This is a genomic window from Halomicrobium zhouii (genome assembly GCF_900114435.1).
GTDB lineage: Archaea > Halobacteriota > Halobacteria > Halobacteriales > Haloarculaceae > Halomicrobium > Halomicrobium zhouii.
Genome location: NZ_FOZK01000001.1, coordinates 383,377 through 408,884 on the forward strand (window position 1 = coordinate 383,377; position 25,508 = coordinate 408,884).

The 25,508-nt window shown below is 59.8% G+C and carries 22 protein-coding genes and 2 tRNA genes; 12 read left to right on the forward strand and 12 right to left on the reverse strand.

Annotated features, from left to right (window positions below; all coding sequences use genetic code 11):
* The first annotated feature begins 63 nt into the window (after positions 1–63).
* The 3 genes from BM337_RS01865 (at position 64) to BM337_RS01875 (ending at position 2,573) form a co-directional block, all read left to right on the forward strand.
* Positions 64–1,494: a sulfatase gene (locus tag BM337_RS01865; RefSeq protein WP_089813355.1), complete on the forward strand. Its 1,431-nt coding sequence runs from the start codon at positions 64–66 to the stop codon at positions 1,492–1,494.
* Positions 1,494–1,916 carry a GtrA family protein gene (locus BM337_RS01870; RefSeq protein ID WP_089813357.1) on the forward strand — a complete coding sequence of 141 codons (423 nt, stop codon included), beginning with the start codon at positions 1,494–1,496 and terminating at the stop codon, positions 1,914–1,916. Before BM337_RS01865 ends, BM337_RS01870 begins: the two co-directional genes overlap by 1 nt.
* Positions 1,917–2,168: 252 nt before the next feature.
* Positions 2,169–2,573 (forward strand): DUF7344 domain-containing protein, encoded by a 405-nt coding sequence (locus BM337_RS01875; RefSeq protein ID WP_177227109.1) that lies wholly within the window; start codon positions 2,169–2,171, stop codon positions 2,571–2,573.
* Between the two features lie 20 nt (positions 2,574–2,593).
* Here the strand turns inward: BM337_RS01875 and BM337_RS01880 are convergent, their stop codons facing one another.
* Together BM337_RS01880 and BM337_RS20885 are read right to left on the reverse strand one after the other, a co-directional pair.
* Positions 2,594–4,630: a hypothetical protein gene (locus BM337_RS01880; protein ID WP_089813359.1), complete on the reverse strand. Its 2,037-nt coding sequence runs from the start codon at positions 4,628–4,630 to the stop codon at positions 2,594–2,596.
* Positions 4,631–5,460: 830 nt separating this feature from the next.
* Positions 5,461–5,546 (reverse strand) — tRNA-OTHER (locus BM337_RS20885).
* A gap of 389 nt (positions 5,547–5,935) precedes the next feature.
* On the opposite strand from BM337_RS20885, the gene BM337_RS01885 reads away from it, so the two are divergent.
* The 4 genes from BM337_RS01885 (at position 5,936) to BM337_RS01900 (ending at position 8,888) form a co-directional block, all read left to right on the forward strand.
* Positions 5,936–6,481, forward strand: a complete 546-nt coding sequence (locus tag BM337_RS01885) for a DUF1684 domain-containing protein (RefSeq protein WP_089813362.1) — start codon at positions 5,936–5,938, stop codon at positions 6,479–6,481.
* Between the two features lie 130 nt (positions 6,482–6,611).
* The gene (locus BM337_RS01890; protein WP_089813364.1) at positions 6,612–7,214 is read left to right on the forward strand and encodes a hypothetical protein; all 603 of its coding nucleotides are present in this window, start codon (positions 6,612–6,614) and stop codon (positions 7,212–7,214) included.
* 103 nt (positions 7,215–7,317) lie between these two features.
* Complete coding sequence (locus BM337_RS01895) at positions 7,318–8,337, forward strand: zinc-dependent alcohol dehydrogenase family protein (protein WP_089813367.1); 1,020 nt, start codon at positions 7,318–7,320, stop codon at positions 8,335–8,337.
* A 137-nt stretch (positions 8,338–8,474) separates the two neighbouring features.
* Complete coding sequence (locus BM337_RS01900; RefSeq protein WP_089813369.1) at positions 8,475–8,888, forward strand: DUF7522 family protein; 414 nt, start codon at positions 8,475–8,477, stop codon at positions 8,886–8,888.
* A 24-nt stretch (positions 8,889–8,912) separates the two neighbouring features.
* Here BM337_RS01900 and BM337_RS01905 read toward each other — a convergent pair whose 3' ends face one another.
* The 3 genes from BM337_RS01905 to BM337_RS20890 all read right to left on the reverse strand — a co-directional run bounded on the left by BM337_RS01905 (position 8,913) and on the right by BM337_RS20890 (position 10,484).
* Positions 8,913–9,422, reverse strand: a complete 510-nt coding sequence (locus tag BM337_RS01905) for a hypothetical protein (RefSeq protein WP_089813371.1) — start codon at positions 9,420–9,422, stop codon at positions 8,913–8,915.
* A gap of 83 nt (positions 9,423–9,505) precedes the next feature.
* Positions 9,506–9,928 carry a hypothetical protein gene (locus tag BM337_RS01910; protein WP_089813373.1) on the reverse strand — a complete coding sequence of 141 codons (423 nt, stop codon included), beginning with the start codon at positions 9,926–9,928 and terminating at the stop codon, positions 9,506–9,508.
* A 418-nt stretch (positions 9,929–10,346) separates the two neighbouring features.
* Positions 10,347–10,484: a hypothetical protein gene (locus BM337_RS20890; RefSeq protein WP_177227110.1), complete on the reverse strand. Its 138-nt coding sequence runs from the start codon at positions 10,482–10,484 to the stop codon at positions 10,347–10,349.
* 402 nt (positions 10,485–10,886) lie between these two features.
* On the opposite strand from BM337_RS20890, the gene BM337_RS01915 reads away from it, so the two are divergent.
* Complete coding sequence (locus BM337_RS01915) at positions 10,887–11,153, forward strand: hypothetical protein (protein WP_245778586.1); 267 nt, start codon at positions 10,887–10,889, stop codon at positions 11,151–11,153.
* 331 nt (positions 11,154–11,484) lie between these two features.
* Complete coding sequence (locus tag BM337_RS01920) at positions 11,485–12,534, forward strand: restriction endonuclease (protein ID WP_177227111.1); 1,050 nt, start codon at positions 11,485–11,487, stop codon at positions 12,532–12,534.
* Here BM337_RS01920 and BM337_RS01925 read toward each other — a convergent pair.
* Positions 12,531–13,466 (reverse strand): DNA adenine methylase, encoded by a 936-nt coding sequence (locus tag BM337_RS01925; RefSeq protein WP_089813378.1) that lies wholly within the window; start codon positions 13,464–13,466, stop codon positions 12,531–12,533. The two genes, BM337_RS01920 and BM337_RS01925, sit on opposite strands and share 4 nt — an antisense overlap.
* Before the next feature lie 119 nt (positions 13,467–13,585).
* Here BM337_RS01925 and BM337_RS20375 point away from each other — a divergent pair, with 119 nt between their 5' ends.
* Positions 13,586–13,882: a hypothetical protein gene (locus BM337_RS20375; protein ID WP_143117614.1), complete on the forward strand. Its 297-nt coding sequence runs from the start codon at positions 13,586–13,588 to the stop codon at positions 13,880–13,882.
* Positions 13,883–13,971: 89 nt separating this feature from the next.
* Here the strand turns inward: BM337_RS20375 and BM337_RS01935 are convergent, their stop codons facing one another.
* Positions 13,972–15,429, reverse strand: a complete 1,458-nt coding sequence (locus tag BM337_RS01935) for an AIPR family protein (RefSeq protein WP_089813383.1) — start codon at positions 15,427–15,429, stop codon at positions 13,972–13,974.
* Between the two features lie 110 nt (positions 15,430–15,539).
* On the opposite strand from BM337_RS01935, the gene BM337_RS01940 reads away from it, so the two are divergent.
* Together BM337_RS01940 and BM337_RS01945 are read left to right on the forward strand one after the other, a co-directional pair.
* Positions 15,540–17,672, forward strand: coding sequence for an AAA family ATPase (locus BM337_RS01940; RefSeq protein WP_143117615.1), 2,133 nt, complete (start codon positions 15,540–15,542; stop codon positions 17,670–17,672).
* A 93-nt stretch (positions 17,673–17,765) separates the two neighbouring features.
* Positions 17,766–18,140: a hypothetical protein gene (locus BM337_RS01945; protein WP_089813386.1), complete on the forward strand. Its 375-nt coding sequence runs from the start codon at positions 17,766–17,768 to the stop codon at positions 18,138–18,140.
* Between the two features lie 706 nt (positions 18,141–18,846).
* Here BM337_RS01945 and BM337_RS20380 read toward each other — a convergent pair.
* The 5 genes from BM337_RS20380 to BM337_RS01970 form a co-directional block, all read right to left on the reverse strand.
* Complete coding sequence (locus BM337_RS20380; protein ID WP_143117617.1) at positions 18,847–19,806, reverse strand: hypothetical protein; 960 nt, start codon at positions 19,804–19,806, stop codon at positions 18,847–18,849.
* Between the two features lie 102 nt (positions 19,807–19,908).
* Positions 19,909–20,508: a hypothetical protein gene (locus tag BM337_RS01955; RefSeq protein WP_143117618.1), complete on the reverse strand. Its 600-nt coding sequence runs from the start codon at positions 20,506–20,508 to the stop codon at positions 19,909–19,911.
* Positions 20,509–20,530: 22 nt separating this feature from the next.
* Positions 20,531–20,601 (reverse strand) — tRNA-Pro (locus BM337_RS01960).
* Positions 20,602–20,841: 240 nt separating this feature from the next.
* Positions 20,842–22,725, reverse strand: a complete 1,884-nt coding sequence (locus BM337_RS01965) for an SLC13 family permease (protein ID WP_089815511.1) — start codon at positions 22,723–22,725, stop codon at positions 20,842–20,844.
* Positions 22,726–22,901: 176 nt separating this feature from the next.
* The gene (locus BM337_RS01970; protein ID WP_089813390.1) at positions 22,902–25,127 is read right to left on the reverse strand and encodes a hypothetical protein; all 2,226 of its coding nucleotides are present in this window, start codon (positions 25,125–25,127) and stop codon (positions 22,902–22,904) included.
* Positions 25,128–25,508 lie beyond the last annotated feature (381 nt).

Consider the following 25,508-nt stretch of genomic DNA (forward strand, 5'->3'; position numbering starts at 1 on the left):
TCGTCGACTGCTCGCGGGTGAGCACGCCGGACGCGGGCCGAGCGACACGTCCCACGTTCGACTATGACTCCTGCTACAGCACCCTCGAACGTCGTCCTGGTGACGGTCGACTCGCTGCGAGCGGACGCCATCGGCGCCTACGACGACGCCCGGCACACGCCGGTGCTCGACTCGCTCGCCGAGCGCGGCACCGTCTTCGAGCGGGCGTTCGCGACTGGCAACTGGACGCCCTTCTCTTTCCCCTCGCTGCTGGGGTCGCGGCCGGTGTTCGCCGACACGGGCCAGATCGGCGTCGACGGCGCGCCCACCCTCGCCCGGACGCTCTCCGAGGCTGGCCTGTCGACTGGTGGGTTCAACGCCGCCAACGGCTTTCTCACCTCTCACTGGGGGTACGACGACGGCTTCGACGAGTTCGAGCCCTTCGTCGCCAGCGTCGGCTCCGGGCTCTACAGTCGCTACCTCGCGACCCACCCGACGGTGGAAGCGTGGCTCCAGCTGGCGACCTCGCCGGTCCGGCGGCTCGGTTCCTGGCTGCGCGGCAACACCGACGACCGGCCGTTCCTGGACACCTCGCGCATGTTCGACGTCGAACACGCCGCGACGGAGTTCGTCGCGGAGGCGGACGGTCCCTTCTTCCTCTGGGTCCACTACATGGACGCCCATACGCCGTACGTCCCCGCGCCTCGCTACATCCGCGAGGTCTCCTCGGACCGCCTCGGGACCCACCGGATGCTCCACGCCCACACCCGGACCGGACTGGGCTGGGACGTCGGCGAGCGAACCCTGGCGGACCTGCGGACGCTGTACCAGGCAGCGGTGCGGCAGGTCGACGCCAGCGTCGGCCGGCTCCTCGAGGCGCTCTCCGCGAACGACGTCGCCGACGACACCGCCGTCGTCGTGGCGGGCGACCACGGCGAGGAGTTCCAGGAGCACGGCCACCTCGCCCACTACCCGAAGCTCTACGACGAACTGATCGGTGTCCCGCTCGTCGTCGACGTCCCCGGCGCCGAGGGCCGACGGATCGAGGGCCAGGTCGGCCTCGACGACGTCCCGCCGACGGTGGTCGACCTGCTCGACGTCGACGCGCCCGAGGAGTGGGCGGGGACGAGCCTCGCGCCGAGCGTCCTCGACGGCGAGTCCCCAGACGACGACCCGGTGGTCTCCGTCACGGTCCGCGGCGAGGACGTGACGTCCCAGCCCATCCCCCGCTCGCTCGAGGACGGCGACCTGCTGGTCAGCGTCCGGGACCGCGAGTGGACCTACGTCGAGAACGTCGACGCGGGGACGACCGAACTGTACTATCGGCCCGACGACCCGACCCAGCAGACGGACCTGTCGACGGATCCGACCGGGGAGGCCGCGGCCGTCGTCGACCGGTTCGCCCCCCTCGTCGACGCCCACGCCGCCCGCCTCCGCGAGCGGACCGAGCGATCGACGACCGGCGAGGTCGACGACGACCTCGGGGCACGGCTGGAGGCGCTCGGCTACCGATAATGGTCCGGGAGCTGCTGCGCAACCTCCTGGACGGTCCCATCGCCCCGCAACTGCGCAAGTTCGTCGCCGTCGGCGCGGTCACGGCCGGGATCCAGATGGTGCTGCTGTGGGCGTTCGTCGACGCCGGCGGACTCAACTATCTCGTCGGCGCGGCCGTCGCCATCGAGATCACCATCGTCCTCTCGTACGTGCTCAACAACGCCTGGACGTTTCGCGCCTCCCGGAACACGGGCCGGGTCGACTACCTGACCGGCCTGGTGAAGACGAACGTGGTGCGCGGGACGGCCATCCCGATCCAGCTCGCAGTGCTGTTCGTCCTGGTCGAGTGGCAGACGCTCACCTACCTGGTCGGTAACGCGGTCGCCATCGGCGTCAGCGGGCTCTACCGGTACGTCCTCGACGCCCGCTGGACGTGGGGCTAAGGAACCGGAGACTGCCGAACTGCCGGGGTGAGTGGCCGCAGGCTGGGGCCCCATGGCGGTCGCTTTCCGGGTCTGGCGGACCACCGCGGTCGCGTTCCGGGCCCTCGTCGGCCGAAAACGGCTTCGGTCCTGGAGAGCGGCTCCGGGGGCCGCGAACCCGGTAGCGTTGCGGCGCGTCAGACGCCCGTCAGAACGTTCCCTAACTGGTTAGGCAATCGTGTTGTAAGGGAGGGCATACTCCATCAGGTAGCTATGGCGGGGTCACCAGTCACAGACGATCGACTCAGTGCAGTGCTCGGAAAGTCGCGGCGACGGCTCGCGTTGTACTATCTCCTCTCGAACGAGTACACCGATATCGACTCTCTCTCCGTGCAGCTCGCGGCCTGGGAGCGGGACGAATCCGTCACCTCGGTCGACGAGGCGGCCCGGCGGCAGGTCAAGATATCGCTCCACCACAACCACCTCCCCAGACTCGAACAACACGGCGTCCTCGAGTTCGACGTCCGGAGCGGCGACGTCGTCCGCGCTCCCGGCTTCGAGGACCTCCGGCCGGCCGTCGAACGACTGCGGGCGACCGACGAGAAACTGGACCGGCTGCGGAACGACCGGGCCGTCTCCGGCGACGTCGACGGCGAACAGTTCGCGTTCACCCGATAGACCGTCGATTTTTCCGCTAGTTAGGACTGCCGGCGCTCGACCAGTTCTCCCGCGGCCTCCAGCGCGTCACGAGCCCCGCGCTCGTCGACGCTCCCGCGCGCGAACGCCTCCCGCTCGTAGGCCCGCGTGACGCGTTCGAACGCCCGCCGTTCGTCCTCCCCGAGCGACTCGGTGGTCGCCACGAGTTCCGCGTGCGTCCGGGGCGCCTCGTCGGGGGCGTACCGCTCGCGGATGGCCGCGTACGCCGCCCGGACGGCCGCCCCCGCGGCGCCGCGTTCGAGGAACGTCTCGGCGCGCTCGATGGCGGGCGCGCGGTCGGGCGACTCGTCGGTCGGCTCCGTGGTCGACTGGCTCACCGCTGGCGCGCCGTCGCGCTCCTCGTCCGGGTCCGAACCCCGGCGCCGGACCAGCCAGACGCCCAGGAGCACCAGCCCGACCCCGGCAACGCCGAGGCCGACCAGGACGGACAGGGAGCCGTCGCCCGGGACCCATCCCTGCAAGAGTCCGCTCGCTCCCCCGGACCCGGCCTGGCCGACGTCGACCGTCGTGGTCGCACGAGCGTCGTCGAGGTTCGTCCCCGCCCCGTCGAAACTCGCCGCGACCTGGACCCGACCGCTCGGCGCCGCGCCTGCCGGCGCCAGCGGGACCGTCGCGGCGTACCTCCCGTCCGGTCCGGTCTCGACGGTCGTGACGACGGTCCCGTTTCGTGAGAGCTGGACCTGCTGGCCGTCGACAGGCCGGCCGTCGTCGGTGACCAGCCGGCCGCTGACCGTCGCCTCGCTCCCCTGGCGTTCCCCGGTGACGTTCAGGGTCGTCCCGGTTGCCTCGACCGTGGTGGTGACCTGCTCGTCGGCGGCCGCGATGGCCCGGTCCCGGAGCGGGACGGCGACACGCAGTTCCTGGTCACCGGCGGGAACGGACGCGGGTAGCGCCCCGTCGACGCGGACCGCGCCCTCGTCGTTGGTGGTCGCTCGCCCGACCCGCTGGCCCGCGACGTCGGCGACGACGGGCACGCCGTTCACCGGCTGGCCGTCGACGGTGACCGCGACGATCGCGCCGGCGGGCTCCCCGAAGCGCGTCTCTTCGGTGTGTTCGCGGACCGTGATCGTCGGCTCGACCTGCTGGACGTCGACGGGCCCGCTCACGTTCGACCCGAGGTACGCCGACTCGTTCCGCGGGACGTACGCCACCTCGACGCTCGTCGCGTTCGTCCGGAGCGTTCGCGGTCGGTAGCTGACGGTGAACCGCCCCTCCGCGTCGGTGGTCGTGGCGTGTGGCCGGTCGGCGACCGCGATGGTCACCTCCCGGTTCGCCACCGCCGTCCCGTTCTCGGCCGTCAGCCGGCCGATCAGTTCGAGCGGGTCGGTGAACGAGATGGTCCGCGTCGCCTCGAGTACCGTGAGTTCGGTCTCGACGAAGGTGGCCTGACGCACCGCTTCCTGGCGCTCGCTGACGTCCGCGGTGAGATTCTGGACGACGGCCCGCTCCGGGTCCGTGTCGGCGCCCGTCTGGTTCTCCAGGGTGACGTACCCCCGCGTCGTGTTCGCCCCGCTTCGACCGATCCGGTCGCCCAGCCGGTTCATCTCGCGAGCCGCCTGCCGTGCGGCGCTCTCGTTGCCGTTCTCGCGGGCCCGCTCGTAGCGCTCGCTGGCGCTCTCGAAGCGCTCGGCCTGCATCGCGAGGTCGCGCTGTGACTCCCGCACGTCACGGTAAGTCTCGCCGGCGTCCTCGCCCTCGCCAGTCTCCCCTGCGACGTCGACGTACTGTTCGAGGCGCTCGTCGTAGTCGTCGCCGAGCATCGACCTGGCCCGCTCGTACTCGCCCTCGCTCAGGGCCACCGTACTCGACCCCAGCTGCCCGCTCAACCGCCCGTCGAGCCATCGCTGGAGTTCCTGGAGGTCCCCCGACTCCCCCGCTTCCTCTGGCCGTTCGTGCTGGACCGTCTCGTTCGCCGCTGGGGTGTCGGTCGCCTGCGCCACGGCGCCGCCGCTCACGCCACCCAGTGCGGCGAGTACGACCAGCGCGCAGACGACCGCCCGACGGTCCAGCGCTTGCACGTTCTACCCGTCGCGTCGCGCGCGTAATAATCGTGTGGGATTTCTAATGGGTCGGCTCGGGATGGATTGGATCTGTCTGGGTGTGAGTCGAGTGAGTGGTACTGCGAATCGGCTGTCGAAAGACCGGAGCCAGCAACACCCAGAAAGCCCTCGGCCCGCTCGACTCGCGGGACTCGCTGCGCTCCTCGCTCCGCTGCGGTGCTTGCTTCGTCCGGCATCGTCGACCGTACCTCGCCCTTTCATTCCTCCAGGCCCAGCACAGCACCGCGGCCCTGCCCTTCCCCTGGTCGCGCGATGAAACGCGCTCTCACGGCTTCGCCGTTCGAGCAACCGCGGTCGCTTCGCGCCCGCTCAGCTCCCGGCCGGGCGGTTGTGGAGCGGTCAGGAAGCGTGACCCGGAGCGGACGCGACGGGTCCGGGGAGGGTTGGTGGTTCTAATCGTGAGCGCGTTTTATCGCGCGAGCGATGCGGAACCTGGAGGACTGAAAGGGCGAGGCGGGGTCGTCGAAGTCCGAACCCGCAAGCACGCGAGGAACGAGCGCGCGCAGCGGGTTCGCACGAGTCGAGCGCGCCGAGGGCTTTCGAGGTGTTTGTAGTCTCGATTCTCACTCAAGAGAGCGCGCCGAGGGCTTTCGAGGTCTTGCTGCCAACGCTCCCGTCGACAACTCGAACCCATCGAACCGCACAGTCCATCACCGGTACTCCTCGTCCAGAATCATCGCGAGAGACACGGAACCGACCACGAAAGTGTGAATGCAGGGGGGAGGAGTCGAACCTCCAGCTCGGTCGTGGACCGACCGCATGTTGCCATTACACTACCCGTGCGCGGACGAAAGGGGGTGGATTCGAACCACCGAGACCGTTGCCGGCCACCCACGACGGTCGTGGATGCTCTACCAGGCTGAGCGACCCTTTCTCCGGGCTGGCCGCGCGTCGCGACCACAGTAACACGCAGGAGGGACAGGGCCCTTGTTATACGCCAGATAGCGGCCCGACTGGTTGGGAAAAGCTTCGCCTGCGATGGCCGGTCCCTTCCGACGGCCGAGCACCCCTCGCGCGCAATCGCGGTCGGCGCTCCAGACCAACTCTGCGAGGCCCCAGAACGGGTCGCCTTCGCTGCGATGGGGCGCGCCGCACCGTCTCGCGCCCGTCGACGGTCGCTGGCATCCCGTCGCCGGCCGGCGGTATACGGACACTACGGCGAGGAAATCGGCCTGTACGGGGCGACCGTGCGGGCACCTCTCGCCCGACTGGCCCGCCGGCCCGAGCCGTCGGACTGAAACGACCGGAGCCGGTAGCATCGGTATGAGCGACGCCGACGACTGGGCCGACCGCCTCGAAGCCAATCGGACGGAGAAGGACCAGTTCCTGGCCGAGCATCGCCAGTCACCGATCCCGCCGGGGGAGCGCGAGGACTTCGACGGCCTCGACTACTTCCCGCCGGACCCGGCTTACCGCGTCACGGCGACGGCCGCGGTCCACGACGACCCCGACGCCGTCGACCTGGAGACGACGGACGAACGGACCGTCCGCTATCTCCGCGTCGTCACGTTCTCGTTCGACGTCGACGGGAACTCCGTCGAACTCCACGGCTATCGGCGCGAGGGCGAGGAGTCGGCTGCCCTGTTCGTTCCCTTCCGCGACAAGACGACCGGACAGCAGACCTACCACGCCGGCCGGTACATGGAACTCGAAACCGAGGGTAGCCTGGCAGACGGTGACGAGGTGACGCTGGACTTCAACCTCGCCTACACGCCGTTCTGTGCGTTCAGCGAGAGCTTCTCCTGTCCGCTGCCGCCCGAGGAGAACTGGCTGGAGACGACGATTCCCGCCGGCGAGCGGACGCCGTAGGGTCGTTCCGACCACGTGAAGGCCGACGCGGCGCTCCCGGCGTTCGCCGCGGGCCGTCTCGGTGGCCTTCTGGCCGGACAGGCCGTGGATCGCCGACGACCTTATCTCGCTCACTCCCCTCGATCGTTCCATGATGCTGCCGACGCACGCGCTGACCGGCCTGGCGATCGCGGCGCCGCTGGTCGCGCTGGCGCCGGAGTTCGCGCCCGTCGCGCTCGCTGGTGCGCTGGCCGGGGCCGTCCTCCCCGACCTCGACCTGTACGTCGGCCACCGGCGGACGCTGCACTACCCGGTCGGCTACGGCCTCGCCGCGGTCGCAGTCGGCTCCCTCGCGCTCGTCCTGGCGACGCCACCGCTGGTCGCCGCAGCGTTCCTCTTCGCTGGCGCCGCGCTCCACTGCCAGATGGACCGCTACGGCGGCGGCCTGGAACTGCGCCCCTGGGAGAACGGCTCTGACCGCGCCGTCTACGACCACGCGAGGGGCCGATGGCGACGGCCCAAGCGGTGGGTCCGCTACGACGGCGCCCCCGAGGACGTCCTGCTCGCCGTGGGCCTCGGAGCGCCACTGCTCGTCACCCTCGACGGCCCGTTCCGGTGGGCGGCGGCCGCGGCCCTGGTCGTCGGCGTCACCTACGGGCTCCTGCGGCGCCGACTCGCCGCCCTCGCCCCGGTCGTCGCCGGCCACGTCCCCGCGCCCGTCGACCACCACGTCCCCGACCGCTATCGGGAGTAGCTCCCTGGCGTCGCCGTCATCGCCAGCCTTCGGATGCGGGTCCGTTCACCCATCCGCCCGGACCGGAACGCCGAACACGGAGGAGAGCTTTGTTCCACCCACAATGGATCTGTACGAAGTGCAGGAGGCGACCAGCGACTACAGCGGTGTCGTGCGAACCGACCGTGACCGACCAGTGCCGGCCGACGACGAGGCGCTCGTCCGCATCCGGGCCTGTTCGCTCAACTACCGCGACCTGGCCATCGCCAGTTCAGCGCTGTTCTACCCGCAGACGGACCTCCCGGTGGTCCCCCTCTCCGACGGCGCCGGCGAGGTCGTCGCGGTCGGGGACGGGGTTCACCGGCTCTCCGAGGGTGATCGGGTCGCGACCCCGTTCGCTCCCGACTGGATCGAGGGTGAGGCCACCCCGGCGAAGGTCGGCCGCTCGACGGGCGGCAACGTCGACGGCGCGCTCGCGGAGTACGCCACCTTCCCCGCCGAGAGCCTCGCGGTCCTCCCCGAGTACCTCTCCTTCGAACAGGGCGCCACGCTGTCGTGTGCCGGTCTCACGGCGTGGCGCGCACTCGTGGAAGACGGCGACCTGGGTGCCGGCGAGAGCGTCCTCGCGCTGGGGACCGGCGGCGTCTCGACGTTCGCACTCCAGTTCGCCGAGTTGCACGGCGCCAGCACGGTCGTCACCTCCTCCAGCGACGCGAAACTGGAGCGGGCCCGCGACCTGGGCGCCGACGAGACGATCAACTACGAGGCGACCCCGGAGTGGGGCCAGGCCGTCCAGGAGCGCGTCGGCGGCGTCGACCACGTCGTCGAGGTCGGTGGCGTGGGAACGCTCGACCAGTCACTCGACGCCGCAGCGTTCGGCGGCCACGTCCACCTCATCGGCGTCCTCGCCGGCCCGGGTGGCCAGGTCGACCCCTCTCCGGCGCTCGGCAAAGCACTCACCATCGAAGGCGTGATGGGCGTCGGTTCTCGTGCGATGTTCGACCGGATGCTCCGGGCCATGGCCGCCAGCGAGGTGGAACCCGTGGTCGACCGCACCTTCGGCTTCGACGAGGTGCAGGAGGCCTACCGGTACGTCGAGGGCGGCGAACACCAGGGGAAGGTCGTCGTCACGGTGGACCCCTGACGGCGCTCGCCACACCGCGTCCATCGACCGGCGTCGACAGCCGACCGGCTCCTGGCCGGTAGAATACCGGACTCTTGCCACCTCCTAACAGTATAGGCTCAATCGTTAACAGGATACGTGGCAATCAATCGTGAACGATGCCCTTCAAGCGAGCGTCGACCATCGTCGGCCCACCGGCGGACGCGCTGGCGGATGCCCTGGAGTCGGTCGCGGCCGACGACCTGCAGGTGATCGCGGAGTACGACGCCCAGTCCTACCAGCTCCTGCACGTCGCCGACGACGTGGCCGAGCAACACGGCGGCCTCGACGGCGTCGAGGACCAGGCCGACTCGCTGTTCGACTACTACCACATCGACTTCCTCGAACGCGACCTCCTGGCGGACATGCTCTGGCTCGGCGAGGTCGGCACGTTCGTCACGTTCCTCGACCACGGCATCGTCGTCCGGGCCCACACGGATTCGGCCGCGGTCTTCGTCGCCCTCGACGTCACCGCCTCCGTCGACGACGTCCAGATAACTATCGAGAACACGCTGCACGAGCCCGACCGGTGACCGCGTGGTCGGATTCGATCGTTCTTACTCCCCGCCGTCGCCGTCTGTCGATTCCACGGCGGCTTCCAGCACCGTCTGCTCCTCGAAGTACGCCGGCGCGTCCTCAGCGGCCTCGAACTCCACCACCCGCGTCATCGCCGCCTGGCCGTCCTCGGCGTCGGACGCCAGTTCCCCGGCCAGCGCGGTGTAGCCGGCGGCCAGGTCCTGATAGGCCCGCATCCGCGCCTGCTTGGCCTCGACGAGTTTCTGTTTGGACTCCAGGTCTGCCTCGCGTTCCTCGATAGCCGCGACGTCCACCCCGGTCTCCGCCGGTTCGTCGGGCCCGTCGGTCGATTCCGGCACGTTCGTCGCCTGGATCGATCCATCGCCAGCGTCCAGTTGCTCGCGGATCTCGGCCATCTCCGCGTCGATCTCGTCCAGCAACTCGTCGGCCTCCGCCCCGATGGTCTCGATGTGCCCCGAGAGCAGGCCCGCCTGCGTCCGACAGTAGTCGACGAATTCGTCGACCGTGAGGTCCGGGTCGTCCTCGTTCATGGTGAGTGATGGGGCTTCTCCGCGAAGTGGGTTGGGGGTTGGGGTAGGGGCCATAGGATGAAATCTGGTGTAGGCCCCGAAATTCACTGTTCGAAAATGCGGCCTGTTTCTCGTCTGCGGCCTCTGCCTCGAGACCGGAAGAACTGACCAGTGTCTACTCGGCCGGAATCCAGGGTGGATCGTACGTCCCCCGCCGGTCCATTCACTCGACTTGCTCTGTTTCCCTTCGACAGGGTGATCTCCGTATTATCGTCGTCCGGAATGTCCACCGTATCACCGACGATCTGCATCTCCTGCAGAAGCAACTCCGCGTCATCGAGTCCATCAAGCGAATCTCCCGTATCGCTGTCTATGAGTTCGTCAACAGGGACAACTGCATACCGTCCATCGACGCTTCCCTGATAGATGGTCTGGCGGTCGTATTCTCCACAACCGGCCATGATGGCTAACAATTCTCGTTTGTCGGTTTCGAACGTCACGAGTCGGCTCGTTTCTACCTGACCCATTCCAATTTAGCCGCAGAGTTGGGAAAGAAAGTTTGTTAGCCTAGAGTGGACTGGAAGTGAAAGTAAACGAGGCTGAAACCATTCCTCCTTATCAGTTCCAATTAGCAGCGGCTCTACAACTGGGTTCGGAATCTGCTTAGTAACCCGGGCAGCAGGACAGATCCATATCCAAATTTGGAGGTATTGGTAGCATGGGTGGTATGGGCGGCATGAAACGAAAGGTGATGGGGAAATTTGGCCGGTCTTAGAGGCCTCTTGGCAATCACAGTGTTACGGCCGTCGTAAATACGGCTATCATGGGCGGTCCAAAGGGGTGGGGCAGCATGGGCGGTATGGGTGAAGTTTATGTATCTCGTAGCGTTACCTACAAACGGGTAAAGCGGTGGTCCGATCGATACGATCGGAACCAACCGTGTTTCTACATTCCGAGGAGCCTTGCGATTATCCAGACAATCTCGACTGTCGTTCTCACCTGTTCAAGGATACTTGGAACGTCGGCTTGTTCTTCCTCGTTATCTTCCCCATCTGTTCCTGGGGAATCCTGATTCTCTGCCATAGCTGGTGCTCATCGTGTAGCCCGACAGAGGACCAAAGTGGGTAAAGCGGTGGCCCGATCGGGCTACATGACGTTCTTCGGCGGATAGGTTGAAAAGGGTTCTGTGGCGGGACACATATGGCCGAAATGTGTGATCGAGTTAATAGAAATCCGCTAAACTACAACGGATAGAGTGGGTCTGAATAGTGACCCCATGCAGTTACGCGTCGACAGAAACCGGTTCTCTATTTTGCACACGTCGATGGCCATGCCCGTGTGCACAATGACCCAGTTGAACTACTCCGATCACATGGAAGCAGGGGGAGATATATCGTCAGCAGGGAATTCCATAAATAACACGCCCATTGAGTTAGTCGAAAAACTAGGATCGTAGGGAGCGTGTGCACAAACATGAGGCTCCGAATGAACGACCGGCGCGAGCGGCGGTTCGAGAACCTGATGGACGCCACAGGCGAAGGAACGAAAAGCGGGGCGCTCGATGTGGCTGCAGACTACTACCTCAAAATGAGTGGTGACAATCCCGCGGTACCGAATGGTGCTGTTCCCGATCTCATGAAACAAGCCGTCGAGAAGGGAAGCCTGACGCCAAACGAGATCGTGGACATCCTCTATACTGACGAACTACCCGTTGAGTACAGCCACGAGTGGTCAACGGGGCGAGGCGAATAACCGCCTAAGTCTCTCTAGAGTTCACTCACCACTACAATCGAAGCTCCAGAATCAGATACCGCCGGCGAGGCCCAAGTATAGCATAATAGTAACGGCGACAAAGGCTACCAACTCTTTCCAGTTTGCTTCAGTGAAGGTTTTCAGCCTATAGATCCTCGGATAATCTCTGTTCTTGCGCCTACCTTTCCGCTTCAATTTCTTAATGCCAAGTAGTGGGTAATCTCGTATAACGGTGGATCCATTGAATTTCTCCCGTACACTGGATGTCTTGTTAGCTCTGAAGCAATATTATATGGATGGGGATACACGCTTCTTTGGTACGACTATGGCTATGAACCGATCCGAAGCAGTTCAAGAATTAATGAAGCGAAATTATGAGGTTGATCCCTTGCAATTTGAACATCTCTGTAAGTTAGTTATTGAGGAGATCGAAAGACCAGAAGGAATCGAAACAACTCGGCGTAGCAAGGATGGAGGGATTGATGTTCGAGGGTTTGTCGGTGGAAAGCTCTATAATGGTGAGTTTGGGGTTCAAGTGAAGCAATACGACAGTAAAGTTTCGTCGGGAGCCGTAAGAGGTCTTGCTGGGTCCCTTCAGAGCGGCGGATGTAGATTTGGGACGCTAATCACTACTTCTTCTTTTACATCGGATGCGATTGCAGAAGTAAATGATACTGACAGTTTCTCTCTAGAATTGATAGACGGTGAGGAGCTTGCCGAGCTGATGTTGGACAATGAACTTGGCGTTAAGCAGCAGCCTGGGGAGGATAGTGAGGAATACATTATCGATCCAGAATTTTGGGGCCGGTTCGAAAAATTCTCTGGAGATTTGATTCCTTCCTGGCAAGTCCCACAAGCAGACTCGGACTTCATTCTTGGATTAACGCTTACGGCGGTTAAAAATGGAGTCCGATATAAACCCGAAATTGCCGAATATTTAGCCCGGGAAACTGAGGACAATTGGACACCCCGTCAAGCAGATTATTATACTACGGCAGGGCAGATCTTGGGGTACTTGGAAGAAGGAAAATCCAATGAAGATAGTCTTGATATGCGTAGGTGGAGTCTTACAGAAGCAGGGGATGAATATGTCTCGCTTCGATCAACTGGAAAGGAAGAATTGGCCTCTGACCATCTTGCCCAACGCATTAGCAGGGTAGATATCATCGAAGAAATTGTATCTGAAGTGAAAGAAGAGTACAAAATCCCAAGATCAAGGGTAGAAGAAATCATTCGTGAAAATACTGAGGTGACAGGAACCACAGTACGGAGGCGAACTAGCACCGTTGGTAAATGGCTTGGTCGCCATCCAGATGTGAAACGAATGGAATCTGGGATGGTCTGGTTTGAATACTACAAGATGGATCTCACTGACTTCTAGAAGGTGTACTCAGTGAGATGGGTATCCCGCTCTCTCATTTCTATTGCGTTTGTTATGATCACTTCTTTGACTTCGCCGCGACTCTCTCCATCTGAATTTATCGATCTCTTTGCACCTACACGGCTCACACGGAAACCATCTTCATTGAATGCCTGATATATCTCTCCCACTGATGGGGCATTGGAGATGACGACATTGACCCCTTTGTCATTCAATTTCAAGGCTACGTCTCTTAACCGTTCCTGCTCTTCTTTGCCAAATGCTCCTGAACTATATTCCGAGAAGGTGGACGCTTCTCCATTCGGATCATATGGAGGGTCGCAATAAACTAGATCGCCTTCTTTAGCTTGGTCAATGATATAGGAGAAATCTTCATTATATATTTCCACTCCTTTGAGAGCCTTACTTGCTTTTTTGATTCGTGATTCTTGGACCCAATCTGGATTAGTATACGAACCACATGGTACGTTAAATTCTCCAGACTGGTTCTCTCTGTATAGGCCATTAAAACAAGTCCTGTTCAGATATAGTAACAAAGCAGCCTCTTCAACTTCATCGAAAGCGAGATCTCGCGGACGGCGGTTAAAGAGCTCTCTCTGTTGGTAGTAGTAATTGTCAATCTTATCGCCACTCTCACTTTGTTTTGAATATGGTCGAGACGTATCAGGTTCCGATTCAGGATGGTCAAAGCCAGAAAGAATCTCAATTAATTCACCGGGTCTTTCTCTCACTATCTCATAAAAATTCATCAACCGAGTATTAACATCGTTTATGGAGGCGGTATCCTTGTGTGTCTCTCTAAAGAAAATTGCGCCTCCTCCAAAGAATGGCTCATGGTAAGAATTAATGTCCTCTTCCGGAGGAAAGTGACCACGTATTTGAGCAAGAATTTGTCTTTTTCCTCCAGCCCATTTGAGGATCGGCTTCGGCATTGTTTATCTCACAGGATCCCAGGATCTTAAATCTACGTACTATGTAGCTAGCTATCGATTTGTTCCAAAGTTATAATAGTAGCTAGAAGCTCGAAGTATGATAGAACAAGTAAGATATCATGACCAATGATAATCCTCTATCTGATTTTGATATACAAGCTAACCTGTCTCCGGACGATCCAAAAGATTTCGTTAGCCATGATATCTATCTAAGAAGGAGATACAATGAAGGGATGATGAAAAGTATTCAGAAGGAAATCGAGGGAATGGTTAGATTGTATGCTGGCTTGGAATCGAAGTTGGATGAGGAGTCAATGCGTGTTGTAGATAACTGCTTCCGCAATGAATTGGATTCCTTGCGGTGTCTTGAGGATCGTGTGATGAGGTTAGATATACGAAAGATTGTAGAGGATTAGATTCTTGATCCAGCTATTTGTCCCTGATCCTTACCATCCTGATTGAATGGGGAACTAACCCATCAGAATCACGATCTCACGGTAGGTGATTACTTTGGCTTTGTATAGTGATACGCTTCATCCAGAGGCTGGTGTTTCATTGGCTCTGCTTCTGATGGTGCTTCACTCTTCGGTTGTAGCACATCTGAACTATCCACATCACGGTTTACTACAAGCCCATGAGATGCATTTTCCCAATTATCTGCAGTTGTATACCTCTGACCTGTTTTAACTTCGTACACATGCTCCGGTGCTTCTGTAACTTCTTGGTTCATGCCATGTTTATATAGGCCATGCGTAAATGGTCCATTGAGTCTAATGAAATTTTTCGAATCTTTACCGCTGTCCTTGTAATCTCCTTGAAGATTGTTTAAAACCTCAAGACTACGTTGTTCAAAGAGCCGTACCGGGTCGCGGAACCAACCAACTAAGTTTGTATTTTCGACGTCACTGGTCGAGCAGTAAATGTTGGAACGGAACAACCCCACCATTAGGACTTCTAGGGGTGAAGTGAGTTTGAATCCTTCCGCATTTTCGAAGTTGTTGAACACGAGATCGCGATTGTCTGATTTAATATAGTCCTGAAAGAGCGCAGTTCGTCTTATTCCTCCTGGATATTCGTAGTATTCTAGGTGGTGTGAAATTAGGTCTCTCAGAAAGAAAACATCGTTTACAAAGGGAGTTAGATACTGAAGTGGGCGGTTATAGTCTTCACCGTTCTCCATTTGCCACTCATCCATTCTTTTCTTCCATTTATTGTGAATTCGAGTTACGCTAGTTGCTAATGAGCTGTGGTTCTTTCCCCGTTGATCGTAAAGTGGATGGCCATATTGCTTCACATCTAACGATTTTAGTAAGCGAAAGAATTGGTATGCATCAATTGCATACTTATTCGCATCTGAATCGCCTTCATGCCAATGCACGAGGTTTTGATCAATCAATTGGCTCTTGAAATCGTCATAATATCCTAAGAAATTCGCTTCAGAGCGCTCTTGCAATTGGTTATTATTGTTTCGCGCATCGGCGATCTTGGCAATTTGGTTCTGCCGGTGAGTCGATGTCGCGTCTGGGGTGTTGAGTTCGATGACTTCTAAGTGAGCAATGGCTTTCTTATTATCAGTATATTTGTTGATTGCTAGCAATGTATGGCCACCGTTACAGACTCCTTCTCCCTCCTCAAAGCCAAGCTTGACTTCGCCATTAGAGCTCTTGACTGAAGAAGCAAGTACAACAATCCCGTTGTTCCTATTTACAAACTCAGTGGGCTCGCTTTGTAGAGTTTGCTTCATCGCTTTAACTTGTGTTGTGACTTCTGGTTCGCGTGGATTAGCTTCTAATGGAAGATCTGCATGCTGTAACTCACTACAGCGAACGTAGAAGTGATGAATATCATACTTGGCACTATATTTTGTGAGACCAAAATTTTCGTCTCTGAGATGAGAGAGGGTGACCTCACAAGGAGGCTCCTTAGCAGCGAGTTTTGAAGAATTGTTATCGGTGTCGCTCATAGGAATACTAGCTCCTTCTGCCCAGAGAAATTATAATTTTGGGAACGACAGCCGATATAGTCCTCAACTTTTTATCGGAGGTGCAAGAATTGAGTCTCTATACCCTGGGTATGATAGAAGAGTTTACTATTCAGAACTATCGATCGATCTGGGAATCTACAACTCTGCCTGTCGATGACAGGATCTCTATCCTTATCGGGGCAAATGAAGCTGGCAAATCGAACGTCCTGAAAAGTATCTCCAAGTTCCAAAATGAGCGTCCTTTGGTCCCAAATGAGTTAAGCAATGTACACCAATATGATCCGAATTCATATGATGACGTTGAATTACTTACCACTACCCTTTCAGAAGAAGCTAAAAGCCAGATTAAATGGCTAAACAAGCCATATGTAACTTCAGATCTCATTGATATTCCCCCAACAAGGGATACGACTGATGATGAATTTGATGAACTTAAAGCCGGTCCGCTCTTAGAACAGGCTAAAGTTCAGATCGTTCGTTATGCCAGTGGGGATCATCTTTTATCGTTCACTCCGAGTTCTGGAGATTGGGGTCATAGAGAGCAAGATTTATTGGAGGAATATCCAATGCCCCTGGAAGACTTTCTCGAAAAGCGGGAAAATGACCTAATTACATTAGGGCGGAAATTTCTTCATGATGTTCAAGAAAACCCTCGCTTGAGTGAGATTCTGGGTGATGATTTTCCGGTCAGTACTCCAGCAGATGTCCGGGAAAGTTTAGAGAGAGTTGAACATCAATTCAGGGACCAGAATGATGGTAACATCCCCTCAGACGAGGACATCTATTCAGGCAGCGAAGGGGAAATTTCAGCTGGTCCTGCAACCATTGAGGTAGCTTCTCAGGCATCTACATTACGAACAACATTAGCTGAAGTCACAAGTGAAAGCAATCCGCTAGGGAGCCTGCCTGTTATAATTGACCAAATGGAAATATCCCTTGCCAGACCAAAATATGATATTCTTGAAGACCGACAATCCCCTGTTTTACACGGGCTATTTCGACTCGGCTCTATCGCCTTGGATAGTTACAATTCATTTGAATCAGATCAACTGAAAGACGATCTGGAATACGCATGCGATGAGTTAGAGCGTTATCTCAATGCTTTCTGGGCTTTTGATTATTCAAGGCGAGAAGGAATTGATGAATTGCCTGCGGTTTCTGACGCTCCATATTCAGTCAGCTACAATTTAACAAGCACCACCGTGGAACTGCGATTGGGCGAGGGTGATGAGGAGCCTGTGCCTTTAGACCAGCGGAGCGACGGTATGCGATGGATTTTAACTTTTCTTTTGTCCGTTCTTGCAGAGGGCAACGCAACTGACAAGCGTGGAATTATCTTACTTGACGACCCCGGCATTCATCTCCATCCAGAGGCTGAGAAGAAATTGTACCGTGCCTTATATTACGTTGTTCCAGAAGCACAGATTATCTATAGCACCCATTCACCGGTATTAGTTGATCAAAGAAATCCACAACAGCTCCGGATCGTCAAGTATAGTGGGGAAACTGGAACATCTGTAACGACTGATTTGGGCTCTGCAAGAGACGAGGAATCTCAGATAGATTTACTTTCGACCGCGCGAGATGCATTGGGTTGGACACTTTCGGACTCATTGTTTGGCGGAAAGAAAACAATTCTAGTTGAAGGTCAGAGCGATAAGCTATATTTGGAAGTTTTCAATCAATTCTTCAGTTTCCAGGAAGACAGGGAACACCTCGATGAACAGGTTAGATTTGTCGTAGGTGGCGGGGATCGAATCGCATTTTTGTCACGGATATTAAATGCTGAAGAAGTAGAACATGTATTATTGTTAGATGATGACAAGGCTAGCCAAGAATTCGACGATTGGATGGAGGATCGGACTCTGTATTATCGAGACATAGAATGGGAGGACTTGGAAGTTGATTATCCTATTGAAGTAGAAGATTTAATCGAAACGGAACTGCTTGTATCCTCTCTCAACGATATAGTTGGGGGAATTTTAGATGAAAGCTTGATTCTTCAGCGTGCAGACGTCACAGAGCAGCCCATCATGGATATTCTTGATGATGAACTCGATGACGAAGATCTAGACATAGATGCTTTTAAAAAGGAATTATCAACCAATATCACCTCCACTCTCCGAACTGCCCTTAGAGAAGGAGACAGAGAGTACGAAGAAACAGAACAGAGGTTTGAACGGGTTATTAACAAACTATCTTCGGAACTAAGCGAAGGATGACATAGCTATCAGATATATATCTCTCTTGCTCTACTAGCTAAGTTAAATCCATTTCTGATCATCTATCTCAACCCTTTGTCTCCAATTGTCACTATGTGGACCAGCACAGTATCTGCGAATATCTTGGGGCCGCTGGCATACAAGATTCGCAAATACGGCGGGTCGCTCATCGTCATCGGCCACGACGGCAAGGACGTCCACCCACTGATTCGGGAACTCGGGACGGCCATCCACAAGGAGGGACTCAAGGAAGCCACATTCTACCAGGACGTCCGAAACCGTCGCGGCCACCGGCCGATCATGTCGGTCACCGGGATTCCCGAGAACGACTGGCGGTACGACGAAAAGGAACCGACGTCGTGGAGCTGGTCCGGAGAGGACGTCGAGTACGACGACGCCGTCGAGGACGTCGCGATGTGGACCATCGTCAATGAGCGCGAGCAAGAGGGCCCCGTTGCGTACCGGTAACTGGCGAAAAAGACGCTGTGGGACCCTCTACCTGCTCTCGCCGGTGGAAGCGGTACAAGGAGGACGGCAAGTACGTCGATGCGGTGCAACGAGTGGAGAACCTAATCGCATGATTGGAGTACGACGCACGGCGTTGCACGTTGCACCACCCCCGGCGTACTGGAAAGTGCAGGCCCATGGCACGCTCGCCGGAGGCGAGCGTGCGCCAGCCATGGGCAATCGCCCGAAGACGGCCGGAGGAGTGATATATATGACGCGCGACGAGCGCGCGATCTCCAATGAGTCGGTCACACAAAGCGAACCACTACGGGACGCTCTGCGAACGGAAAGCAGCCGAGTGATATGGACTCAAACTTGACCGATCTAGTTGGCATGATGCGCGCCGCGGTGATGGGGCACCTATCGAGATCAAGAGCACGATGTATCGGCACGCAGATAGGCAACCCGGGACTTTCAAGCTCTATTCGACCTATTACCAAAAACTCAGGCGAGAAAAGGGTTGGTACGTATTTGCCGTCTATCGAATCCGGGGAAGGGGCATACAGGTAGTATGTATGGAAATGCGCCATTCATCAAGGCTTCCTAAACTCAATTGGCATGGCGGTGGAGCGCACCGGAATGCCACCAAAGCAAGCTCCCCATTGCAGACATATTTGGAAAGTCAACTCTACGATGATATGATTAAACAAATGCGGATGGAAAATGACTAGCTTGTTTCGGGGGAAATATAATCAGGATTTGTTCTTATATACTGAATTGTCCCATCAAGTTCTCGAATAAGATCGTCGGTTTCAGTGGTTAGCTCCTCCTGTTCTCCCTTCATTTCATCAAATCTTTCCAGTAACTCAGGATGGTTCTCATGCATTTGATCTCTAAAGTGGGAGGTGAATGATAACCAAAAGGCTAGAGCATATTCATTTTGCCTGGGAGTGTTCCCCGCAATTAGATTCGATATAAGATCATCGGTATCAAATTCAGGGGCGTCATCCCCAGAGGTTATATTCACAATTAACCCGTCGCGATCTTGGATTTCATGATACGGGGGTTCCTCATCTGCATCATAAGGGACACCGGTTGTTTGAATCTCAGTCTGTCGTAATATCCTTTTAATCACTGGCTCCAGATCATCTGAAACCCTTCTAGCATCTATACTGTATGAAACAAAGTCAGAGTACAATTCGCGAATCTCTGTAGTGAATTCTGGGTAGGCTTGGGAAAATATATGGCTCAGCGAATGTGATGCAGTCCCTGCATCAAATGGATTCTGGAATGGTTCCGGGGTAGAGGTATTATCCCATCGCACAGTACTGTCGTGAAGAGAATTTAGATTAGATACCAGTGCTGATTTCATAGGAACCAAATGATCTGAGATGATATCCTCAGCAATATCCTGGTAGCGCTCTCTTTTGTCAACTCTCAAACTATGTCTGAGAACGGCGAGGTTGGCGGCGACAAGTAATACTGTTGCAAGTGTTCCAGCAGCACGAAGATACAATTGGGTAGTGTCCGCAGTCCAGTCCAGCCAATGGTATCCGCCGATTGAAAGTAAAACTGCTATAGTAGTTATTGCCAATGTAGTTAAGATGAATGACAAATAAGACACATTCAGGTCTGTGAAAGATCTGAAATCAATATCCTTGAAGCGCCGGACGAAATTCCATGTCATAGCTGGTTGTTCTGGGTACCTGCCGTTTGTTTGTGGGGTAGTATTTTAAATTCGTGGCCTTAGCCACACCTCTAAAGCGGAATACAACCCACCGGGTTGGATTCAAAGCGGCCAGGCTCTTGGCTCAGTGGCCAGTCCATGCTCCTCGAGATCGTCACCGTGGCTGGGACGGCGAGAAAGAGGCGAAAATAGTGGTGTGTTCGGTGTGTAGAACAGTGATGCCTCTATCCTGACCCGGCGCAACCCGGTGTTCAGGAACCGCCAAGCCTGGCCGACACTCCCGTCAGGGAACCGTACGGTTGCCTGTCGGAACCGTTCTTCTGGCAGTCCGGCGTCTGTCCACACCCGGAATCCCTTGCGGAGTGACTCGCCGGCCTTCGTGACCGTCTTCGTCCCATCAAAGCGGAGCGTCATCTGGGCCTCATGGTCGTCGTTCACGTCGACAACGTGGCAGGCGGCCCACGCGATGAATGCGCCCATCGTCTCGCCCAGCCCACACTCCGCAGCTTCTGCAGCCTTCACGGTCGTCCCGATATCGTAGTGTGTGAATGGCGCATACGCGCCGTTCGAACGTGAGTGCCGTGAAAAGTTCAGTGGGACCACCCGGATTCTCACCAGAGGAAGACGGTCGGCCTCACTCCGTTCGGCCGCTGCGACTTCCAGGGTTCGAATCCGGCGGCTCTTGATCGATTTACTCCTCACGTCCGTTCGTCGCAAAATCGAATGGGACCACCCGGATTCGAACCGGGGTCACGAGCACCCAAGGCTCGAAGTATACCACTAACCCATGGTCCCGCACTAACACGTCCATCCTTCGCAAGGTAAAGCGTTTCGTTGCAGATCAGTCCACGATACCGACCGACACGATCCACGCCGGGCGGGAATGAAAGGGGCGGCCGTCTGGACTCCCGCGGCCACAACTGCGCTCCTCGGCTTCGCCTGCGGTGCTCATTGGACCGGGGTTCGTCCAGACGGCCGGGGGCTTTCCTTTGTTGTTGGCACCAGCAGTAGAGGCGGTCAATCACCCAAATTCTCCTACGGAGTCAGGCCCCAGAAGAAGGCGATTCCCACAGTCGTCACCACCGCAAAGACCGCCTGCAGCGGCGCGCCGACCTTCACGTAGTCCATGAACCGGTAGCCACCGGGGCCGTAGACGAAGAGGTTGGTCTGGTAGCCCACGGGCGTCATGAACGCCGTCGATGCGGCGAAGGTCACGGCCAGGATGAACGCGAAGGCGTTGGCGCCCAGTTGCACTGCGGCCTCCGCCGCCACCGGGATCATCAGGACGACGCTGGCGTTGTTGGAGATGACGTTGGTCAACAGCGCGGTGACGACGTACACCAGGCCGAGGACGACCAGAGCGGGCAGGGCGGGGGCGGCCAGCACCAGCATGTCGGCGATCAGGCCGGCGCCGCCGGTCTCCCGGAGCGCCAGGCCAAGGGGAATCACACCTGCGAGGAGGAAGATGACGTCCCACTGGATGGAGTCGTACAGCTCGGTCGCCCGGAGGGTGCCGGTCAGCACCATCGCGAGCGCGCCGGCGAGTGCGGAGACGACGATGGGGATGGGCGTCACCGCGGCGAGGCCGACGACCAGCGCCACAATGCCGACGGCGACGGGAATCTTCGACTGCCGGAAGTCCGGTCGCTCGACCTCCTGGGCGACGATGAAGTTGGGGTTGTTGTTCAGCCGGTCGATGCTGTCGGCGGTCCCCTGGACCAGCAGCGTGTCACCGACGCGGAGGACGGCCTCGTCCATCCGGCGGCGGATGAGCTCGCCGCCCCGTCGCAGGGCGAGGACGGAGACGTCGTAGCGCTGGCGGAAGCTGGCGGAGACCAGCGAGTTACCGACGAGCGACGAGCCGGGGGAGACGACCACCTCGACGAGGTTCTGGCGCTCCTCGGCGGCCTCGAGGTCGTCCTCGTCGAGGATGGCGTCGGGGACGACGTCCAGCCCCTCGGTGTCGAGTAACTCGACGAGGGTGTCGCGGTCGGTCCGGAGCGCGAACACGTCGCCGGCCCGGATGACCCTCGGACCGAGCGGTTCGAGGAACACCTCCTCGTCGCGGATCAGCTGGACGAGGTCGACGTCGAGGTCGGTCGCCATGAGCGCGTCGCGGACGGTGTCGCCGACCAGCGGCGAGTCCGCGCGGACGACCACCTCGGTGAGGTAGTCGGCCATCTCGAACTCCTCGGTGAGGTCGGATTCGGGCTTGATGCGGGCGGGCGTCAGCCACCGGCCGACCGTCATGAGGTAGATGGTGCCGACGACGAGGACGACGACGCCGAGCTGGGTGAACTCGAACATGGTGAACTCGCGGAGCGCGCCGTAGCGGGCCGGGTTCTGCCGTGCCAGGTTGCCGGCGAGTTCGCTCGCGAGGATGTTCGTCGACGTCCCGATGAGGGTGAGCGTCCCGCCGAACATCGAGGCGTACGAGAGGGGCAAGAGGAGCTTCGACGGCGAGGTGCGGCCCTCGTGGGCCAGGTCGGTGACCATCGGCAGCAGGATGGCGACGGCGGCGGTGTTGTTGATAAAGCCCGAGATGGGGCCCACCAGGCCGATGGTGGCCCCGAGCTGACGGGTCTCGTCGTCACCGGTGAACCGGGCGATCATCGCACCCAGCATCTGGATGACGCCGGTGCGCTGGACGCCGGCCGAGAGGATGAACATCGCAAGCACCGTGATAGTCGCCGACGAGGCGAAGCCCGACAGGCCCTGACTGACGGGCGAGAGGCCGTCGCCGGGCTGGTGGAGGACGTACAGCGGCCCGGCGATCAGGCCAGCGTCGGCCAGCATGACGGTGACGGGCTCGGCGAGCAACAGCGCGACCATCACGCCGATGGCGGTGACGTCGACGGGGACGACTTCCGTGGCGAAGAGGACGAGCGAGGCCACCACGAGCGCGAAGACGAAGGCCATCTCCGGCGTGACGGCTGCGAGTGGCACGTCAGATGAGGCGCCCGCAGCGACGAAAAAGGTGGGGATTCGGGCTATCCACGGGACTGCGTGTGCCTCGACGGGACTGCGTGTACCTCGACGGGACTGCGTGTACCTCGACGGGACCGCGTGTACCTCGACGGGACCGCGTGTGCCAGTCAGTCGTCGAGGCTCGCGTACGTGTCGAGGAAACTGTCTCGGCCGCGAAGCGCGTCGGCGGCGGTGGCGACGGGGTCGACCGTTCGCTCGCCGGCGGGCCGGGCGACGACGAGTTCGACGTCGTCGCCGTCGATCCGCCACTGGGCGTCTCTGTGCCTGACCAGGACGGCCGCGAAGTAGGCGCCGGCCGCGGTCGCCCGCGCGGTCAGGCGCAGTGACTCGGGGTCCGTGCCGTCGCCCAGGGGGACGCCGGCCGGGTCCCAGTCCCTGGTCTGGCGCTGGGCAATCTCGTCCAGCGCCCGGACCGACCGCGGCGAGTAATCGAGCGGGTACTTCGGCCAGGACTCGACGAACTCGTCGGCCGTGTCGGCGAACTGCGTGATCACGTCCGAGGAGGTGAGCGAGGCGCGGTCGTCGTCGAACACGTCGGCGCGGCCGTCGCTGACGGGCTCCTCGTCGGCGTACAGTCGGTTGACCAGCGCGTCGTAGCGGTAGGCGAACGTCGACGGCGGGATCAGACACTCCCGGGCGACGTCGAAGACGGCGACCCGTTCGACCTTCTCGCCGACGTCGGGCACCTCGATGGCGCCCTCGCCGTCGTCGGTGGCGACCCACTCGCCGTCGAGCCACCGGACGAGCACCTCGGCGTAGTAGGTGCCGAGCTGGGCGAGCGGGTCGCCGGTGTCCTCGTGGTCGACGGTCCGGTCGGCCAGGCTACTCGCGCGGAACCGACCGTCCCACTGGTCCTCGACGAAGGTGTCGAGCCGGGGCAGCGACGCCGGGGTGAAATCGAGGTCCCGCGACGGCCAGCCGTCCGCGAGTTCCTCCGCGGCCTCACGGAGGACGTACCGTTTCGGCGCCGTCGGCTCGTCCTCCCCGTCGGTGTCGCCACGGGGCGCGTCGGCGTTCGCGGAGGTGGCGCCACCCAGATCGCTCCCGGCTGGACTGTTCTCGTCTGGACTGTTCCCGGCTGCACTGTCCCCGGTTGGACTGTTGTCGGCTGAACTGTTCCCGGCTGGACTGTTGCCGTCTGGACTGTCCCCGTCTGGACTGTTCTCGATTGGATTGCTCCCGACTGGTCCGCTCTCGTCGGTCGCGTCGGCCGTGGTGGTGCTCGAAGCGCCCACGTCGATGCCCGCCGCGTCGTCGCTCGACGACTCCTCGTCGCCTTCCGGCGCCACGTCGCCGACGGCCGAGTCACTGGCTACCTGGCTGGCCACTTCGTCCGCGAGCCCCGCTGAGGCACCGGTCTCGTCGTCGGTCGCCAGTCCCGACGGGCCGTCGTCGGTCGTCATCGACGCTTCGGAGTCGTCCTCGGTGTCGGATCCCGTCGCGTCGCTCGACCCGCCGAAGGGCAGGACGCTGGTTCGGTCGTCGGTGTCGTCATCGTCGTCGCCGGCCGTGCCGTCGTCGATGCCGAACGCCACGTCGTCCGAACCGACGCCGTCGATTCCCGTCGAGTCCGCGTCGTCCCCGATGTCGGCCCCGACGTCCGTCTCGGGCCCACCGACGTCGCCAGCTCCGGCGTCGGCCTCGACAGCGGTGCTGTCCTCGGCGGTGCCGTCGGTCACGACCGTGGCGTCCTCGTCGGCCGTACCGCCGTCTTCGTCCCTGGCCGTCCCACCGTCCGCTTCGTCGCCCGCCGGGTCGTCGGTGACAGCGGTTTCGGTCGCGGGTTCGCTGCCCGCATCGCTCGCCGTCGAGTCGGTCCTCACGTCCCGTTTCGGGGCTGCCTCCTCGGGGTCCGGCGGGTTTCCGGGGACGTCGGGCATCCGCACCGCGCCCTCGGCCTCCAGTCGGGCCGTGACCTTGCTGAAGACGGGGTCGCCTTCGATGGACATCCGTGCGGCGTCGAAGACGGCGACGGTCGTCCGGTCGTCGGCCAGCGCGACGGCCACCTGCCAGCCGTCCTCGTCGGTCCACTCGCCGCCGTACTCGCGGACGATGGTCTCGCCGAGGTAACTGCCGTAGGCGACCTCGCCGATGCCGCCCACCGACCCGGTCGCCAGGTCGTCGAGCGCCGCCAGCGAGTCGACGGTGAAATCCAGCGTCGGCACGTCCGAACGCTTCGCCAGCGTCTCGGCACGCTCGCGAAAGTCCGCCGGCGTCAGGTCTTCGATTCGGTCGGTTCCCCCGGTCCCCTCTCCGTTGGTCGCGGCATCTTCGGACGACGATGCCCCCTCGCCGTCCCCACCCCGACCGGGGAGAAAGTCGAACACGCCCATATCTCCCCCATTTCATCGGCACACAAGAAACTATCTCCCGATTTCTCGGATATGAAATCTAGGCTAGTGGTCTGTACAGCGATCTGCTGCGAACGATGGCGCGACATCGGTTCGACTGCTAATCGCCGACATTGAAGCTACAAATTGAGGAAATCCCTCGGCCCGGTTGCAAGCGTCTGGATAGGAACCGTAAACACCTCGAAAGCCCTCGGTCCGCTCGACTCGCGGGACTCGCTGCGCTCCTCGCTCCGCTGCGGTGCTTGCTTCGTCCGGCATCGTCGACCGTACCTCGCCCTTTCAGTCCACCAGTGTCAGCATTGCTCGCGCCATGAAGGCGCTCGCGATTGGAACCACCACTCCTCCCCGAATTCGCGCCGTCCG

Bases quoted from the DNA above. Each gene is read 5' to 3' on its own strand.
- BM337_RS01865 (WP_089813355.1), top strand. From the start codon at position 64: ATGACTCCTGCTACAGCACCCTCGAACGTCGTCCTGGTGACGGTCGAC.
- BM337_RS01870 (WP_089813357.1), top strand. From the start codon at position 1,494: ATGGTCCGGGAGCTGCTGCGCAACCTCCTGGACGGTCCCATCGCCCCG.
- BM337_RS01875 (WP_177227109.1), top strand. From the start codon at position 2,169: ATGGCGGGGTCACCAGTCACAGACGATCGACTCAGTGCAGTGCTCGGA.
- BM337_RS01885 (WP_089813362.1), top strand. From the start codon at position 5,936: ATGAGCGACGCCGACGACTGGGCCGACCGCCTCGAAGCCAATCGGACG.
- BM337_RS01890 (WP_089813364.1), top strand. From the start codon at position 6,612: ATGATGCTGCCGACGCACGCGCTGACCGGCCTGGCGATCGCGGCGCCG.
- BM337_RS01895 (WP_089813367.1), top strand. From the start codon at position 7,318: ATGGATCTGTACGAAGTGCAGGAGGCGACCAGCGACTACAGCGGTGTC.
- BM337_RS01900 (WP_089813369.1), top strand. From the start codon at position 8,475: ATGCCCTTCAAGCGAGCGTCGACCATCGTCGGCCCACCGGCGGACGCG.
- BM337_RS01905 (WP_089813371.1), bottom strand. From the start codon at position 9,422: ATGAACGAGGACGACCCGGACCTCACGGTCGACGAATTCGTCGACTAC.
- BM337_RS01910 (WP_089813373.1), bottom strand. From the start codon at position 9,928: ATGGGTCAGGTAGAAACGAGCCGACTCGTGACGTTCGAAACCGACAAA.
- BM337_RS20890 (WP_177227110.1), bottom strand. From the start codon at position 10,484: ATGGCAGAGAATCAGGATTCCCCAGGAACAGATGGGGAAGATAACGAG.
- BM337_RS01915 (WP_245778586.1), top strand. From the start codon at position 10,887: ATGAACGACCGGCGCGAGCGGCGGTTCGAGAACCTGATGGACGCCACA.
- BM337_RS01920 (WP_177227111.1), top strand. From the start codon at position 11,485: ATGAACCGATCCGAAGCAGTTCAAGAATTAATGAAGCGAAATTATGAG.
- BM337_RS01925 (WP_089813378.1), bottom strand. From the start codon at position 13,466: ATGCCGAAGCCGATCCTCAAATGGGCTGGAGGAAAAAGACAAATTCTT.
- BM337_RS20375 (WP_143117614.1), top strand. From the start codon at position 13,586: ATGACCAATGATAATCCTCTATCTGATTTTGATATACAAGCTAACCTG.
- BM337_RS01935 (WP_089813383.1), bottom strand. From the start codon at position 15,429: ATGAGCGACACCGATAACAATTCTTCAAAACTCGCTGCTAAGGAGCCT.
- BM337_RS01940 (WP_143117615.1), top strand. From the start codon at position 15,540: ATGATAGAAGAGTTTACTATTCAGAACTATCGATCGATCTGGGAATCT.
- BM337_RS01945 (WP_089813386.1), top strand. From the start codon at position 17,766: ATGTGGACCAGCACAGTATCTGCGAATATCTTGGGGCCGCTGGCATAC.
- BM337_RS20380 (WP_143117617.1), bottom strand. From the start codon at position 19,806: ATGACATGGAATTTCGTCCGGCGCTTCAAGGATATTGATTTCAGATCT.
- BM337_RS01965 (WP_089815511.1), bottom strand. From the start codon at position 22,725: ATGGCCTTCGTCTTCGCGCTCGTGGTGGCCTCGCTCGTCCTCTTCGCC.
- BM337_RS01970 (WP_089813390.1), bottom strand. From the start codon at position 25,127: ATGGGCGTGTTCGACTTTCTCCCCGGTCGGGGTGGGGACGGCGAGGGG.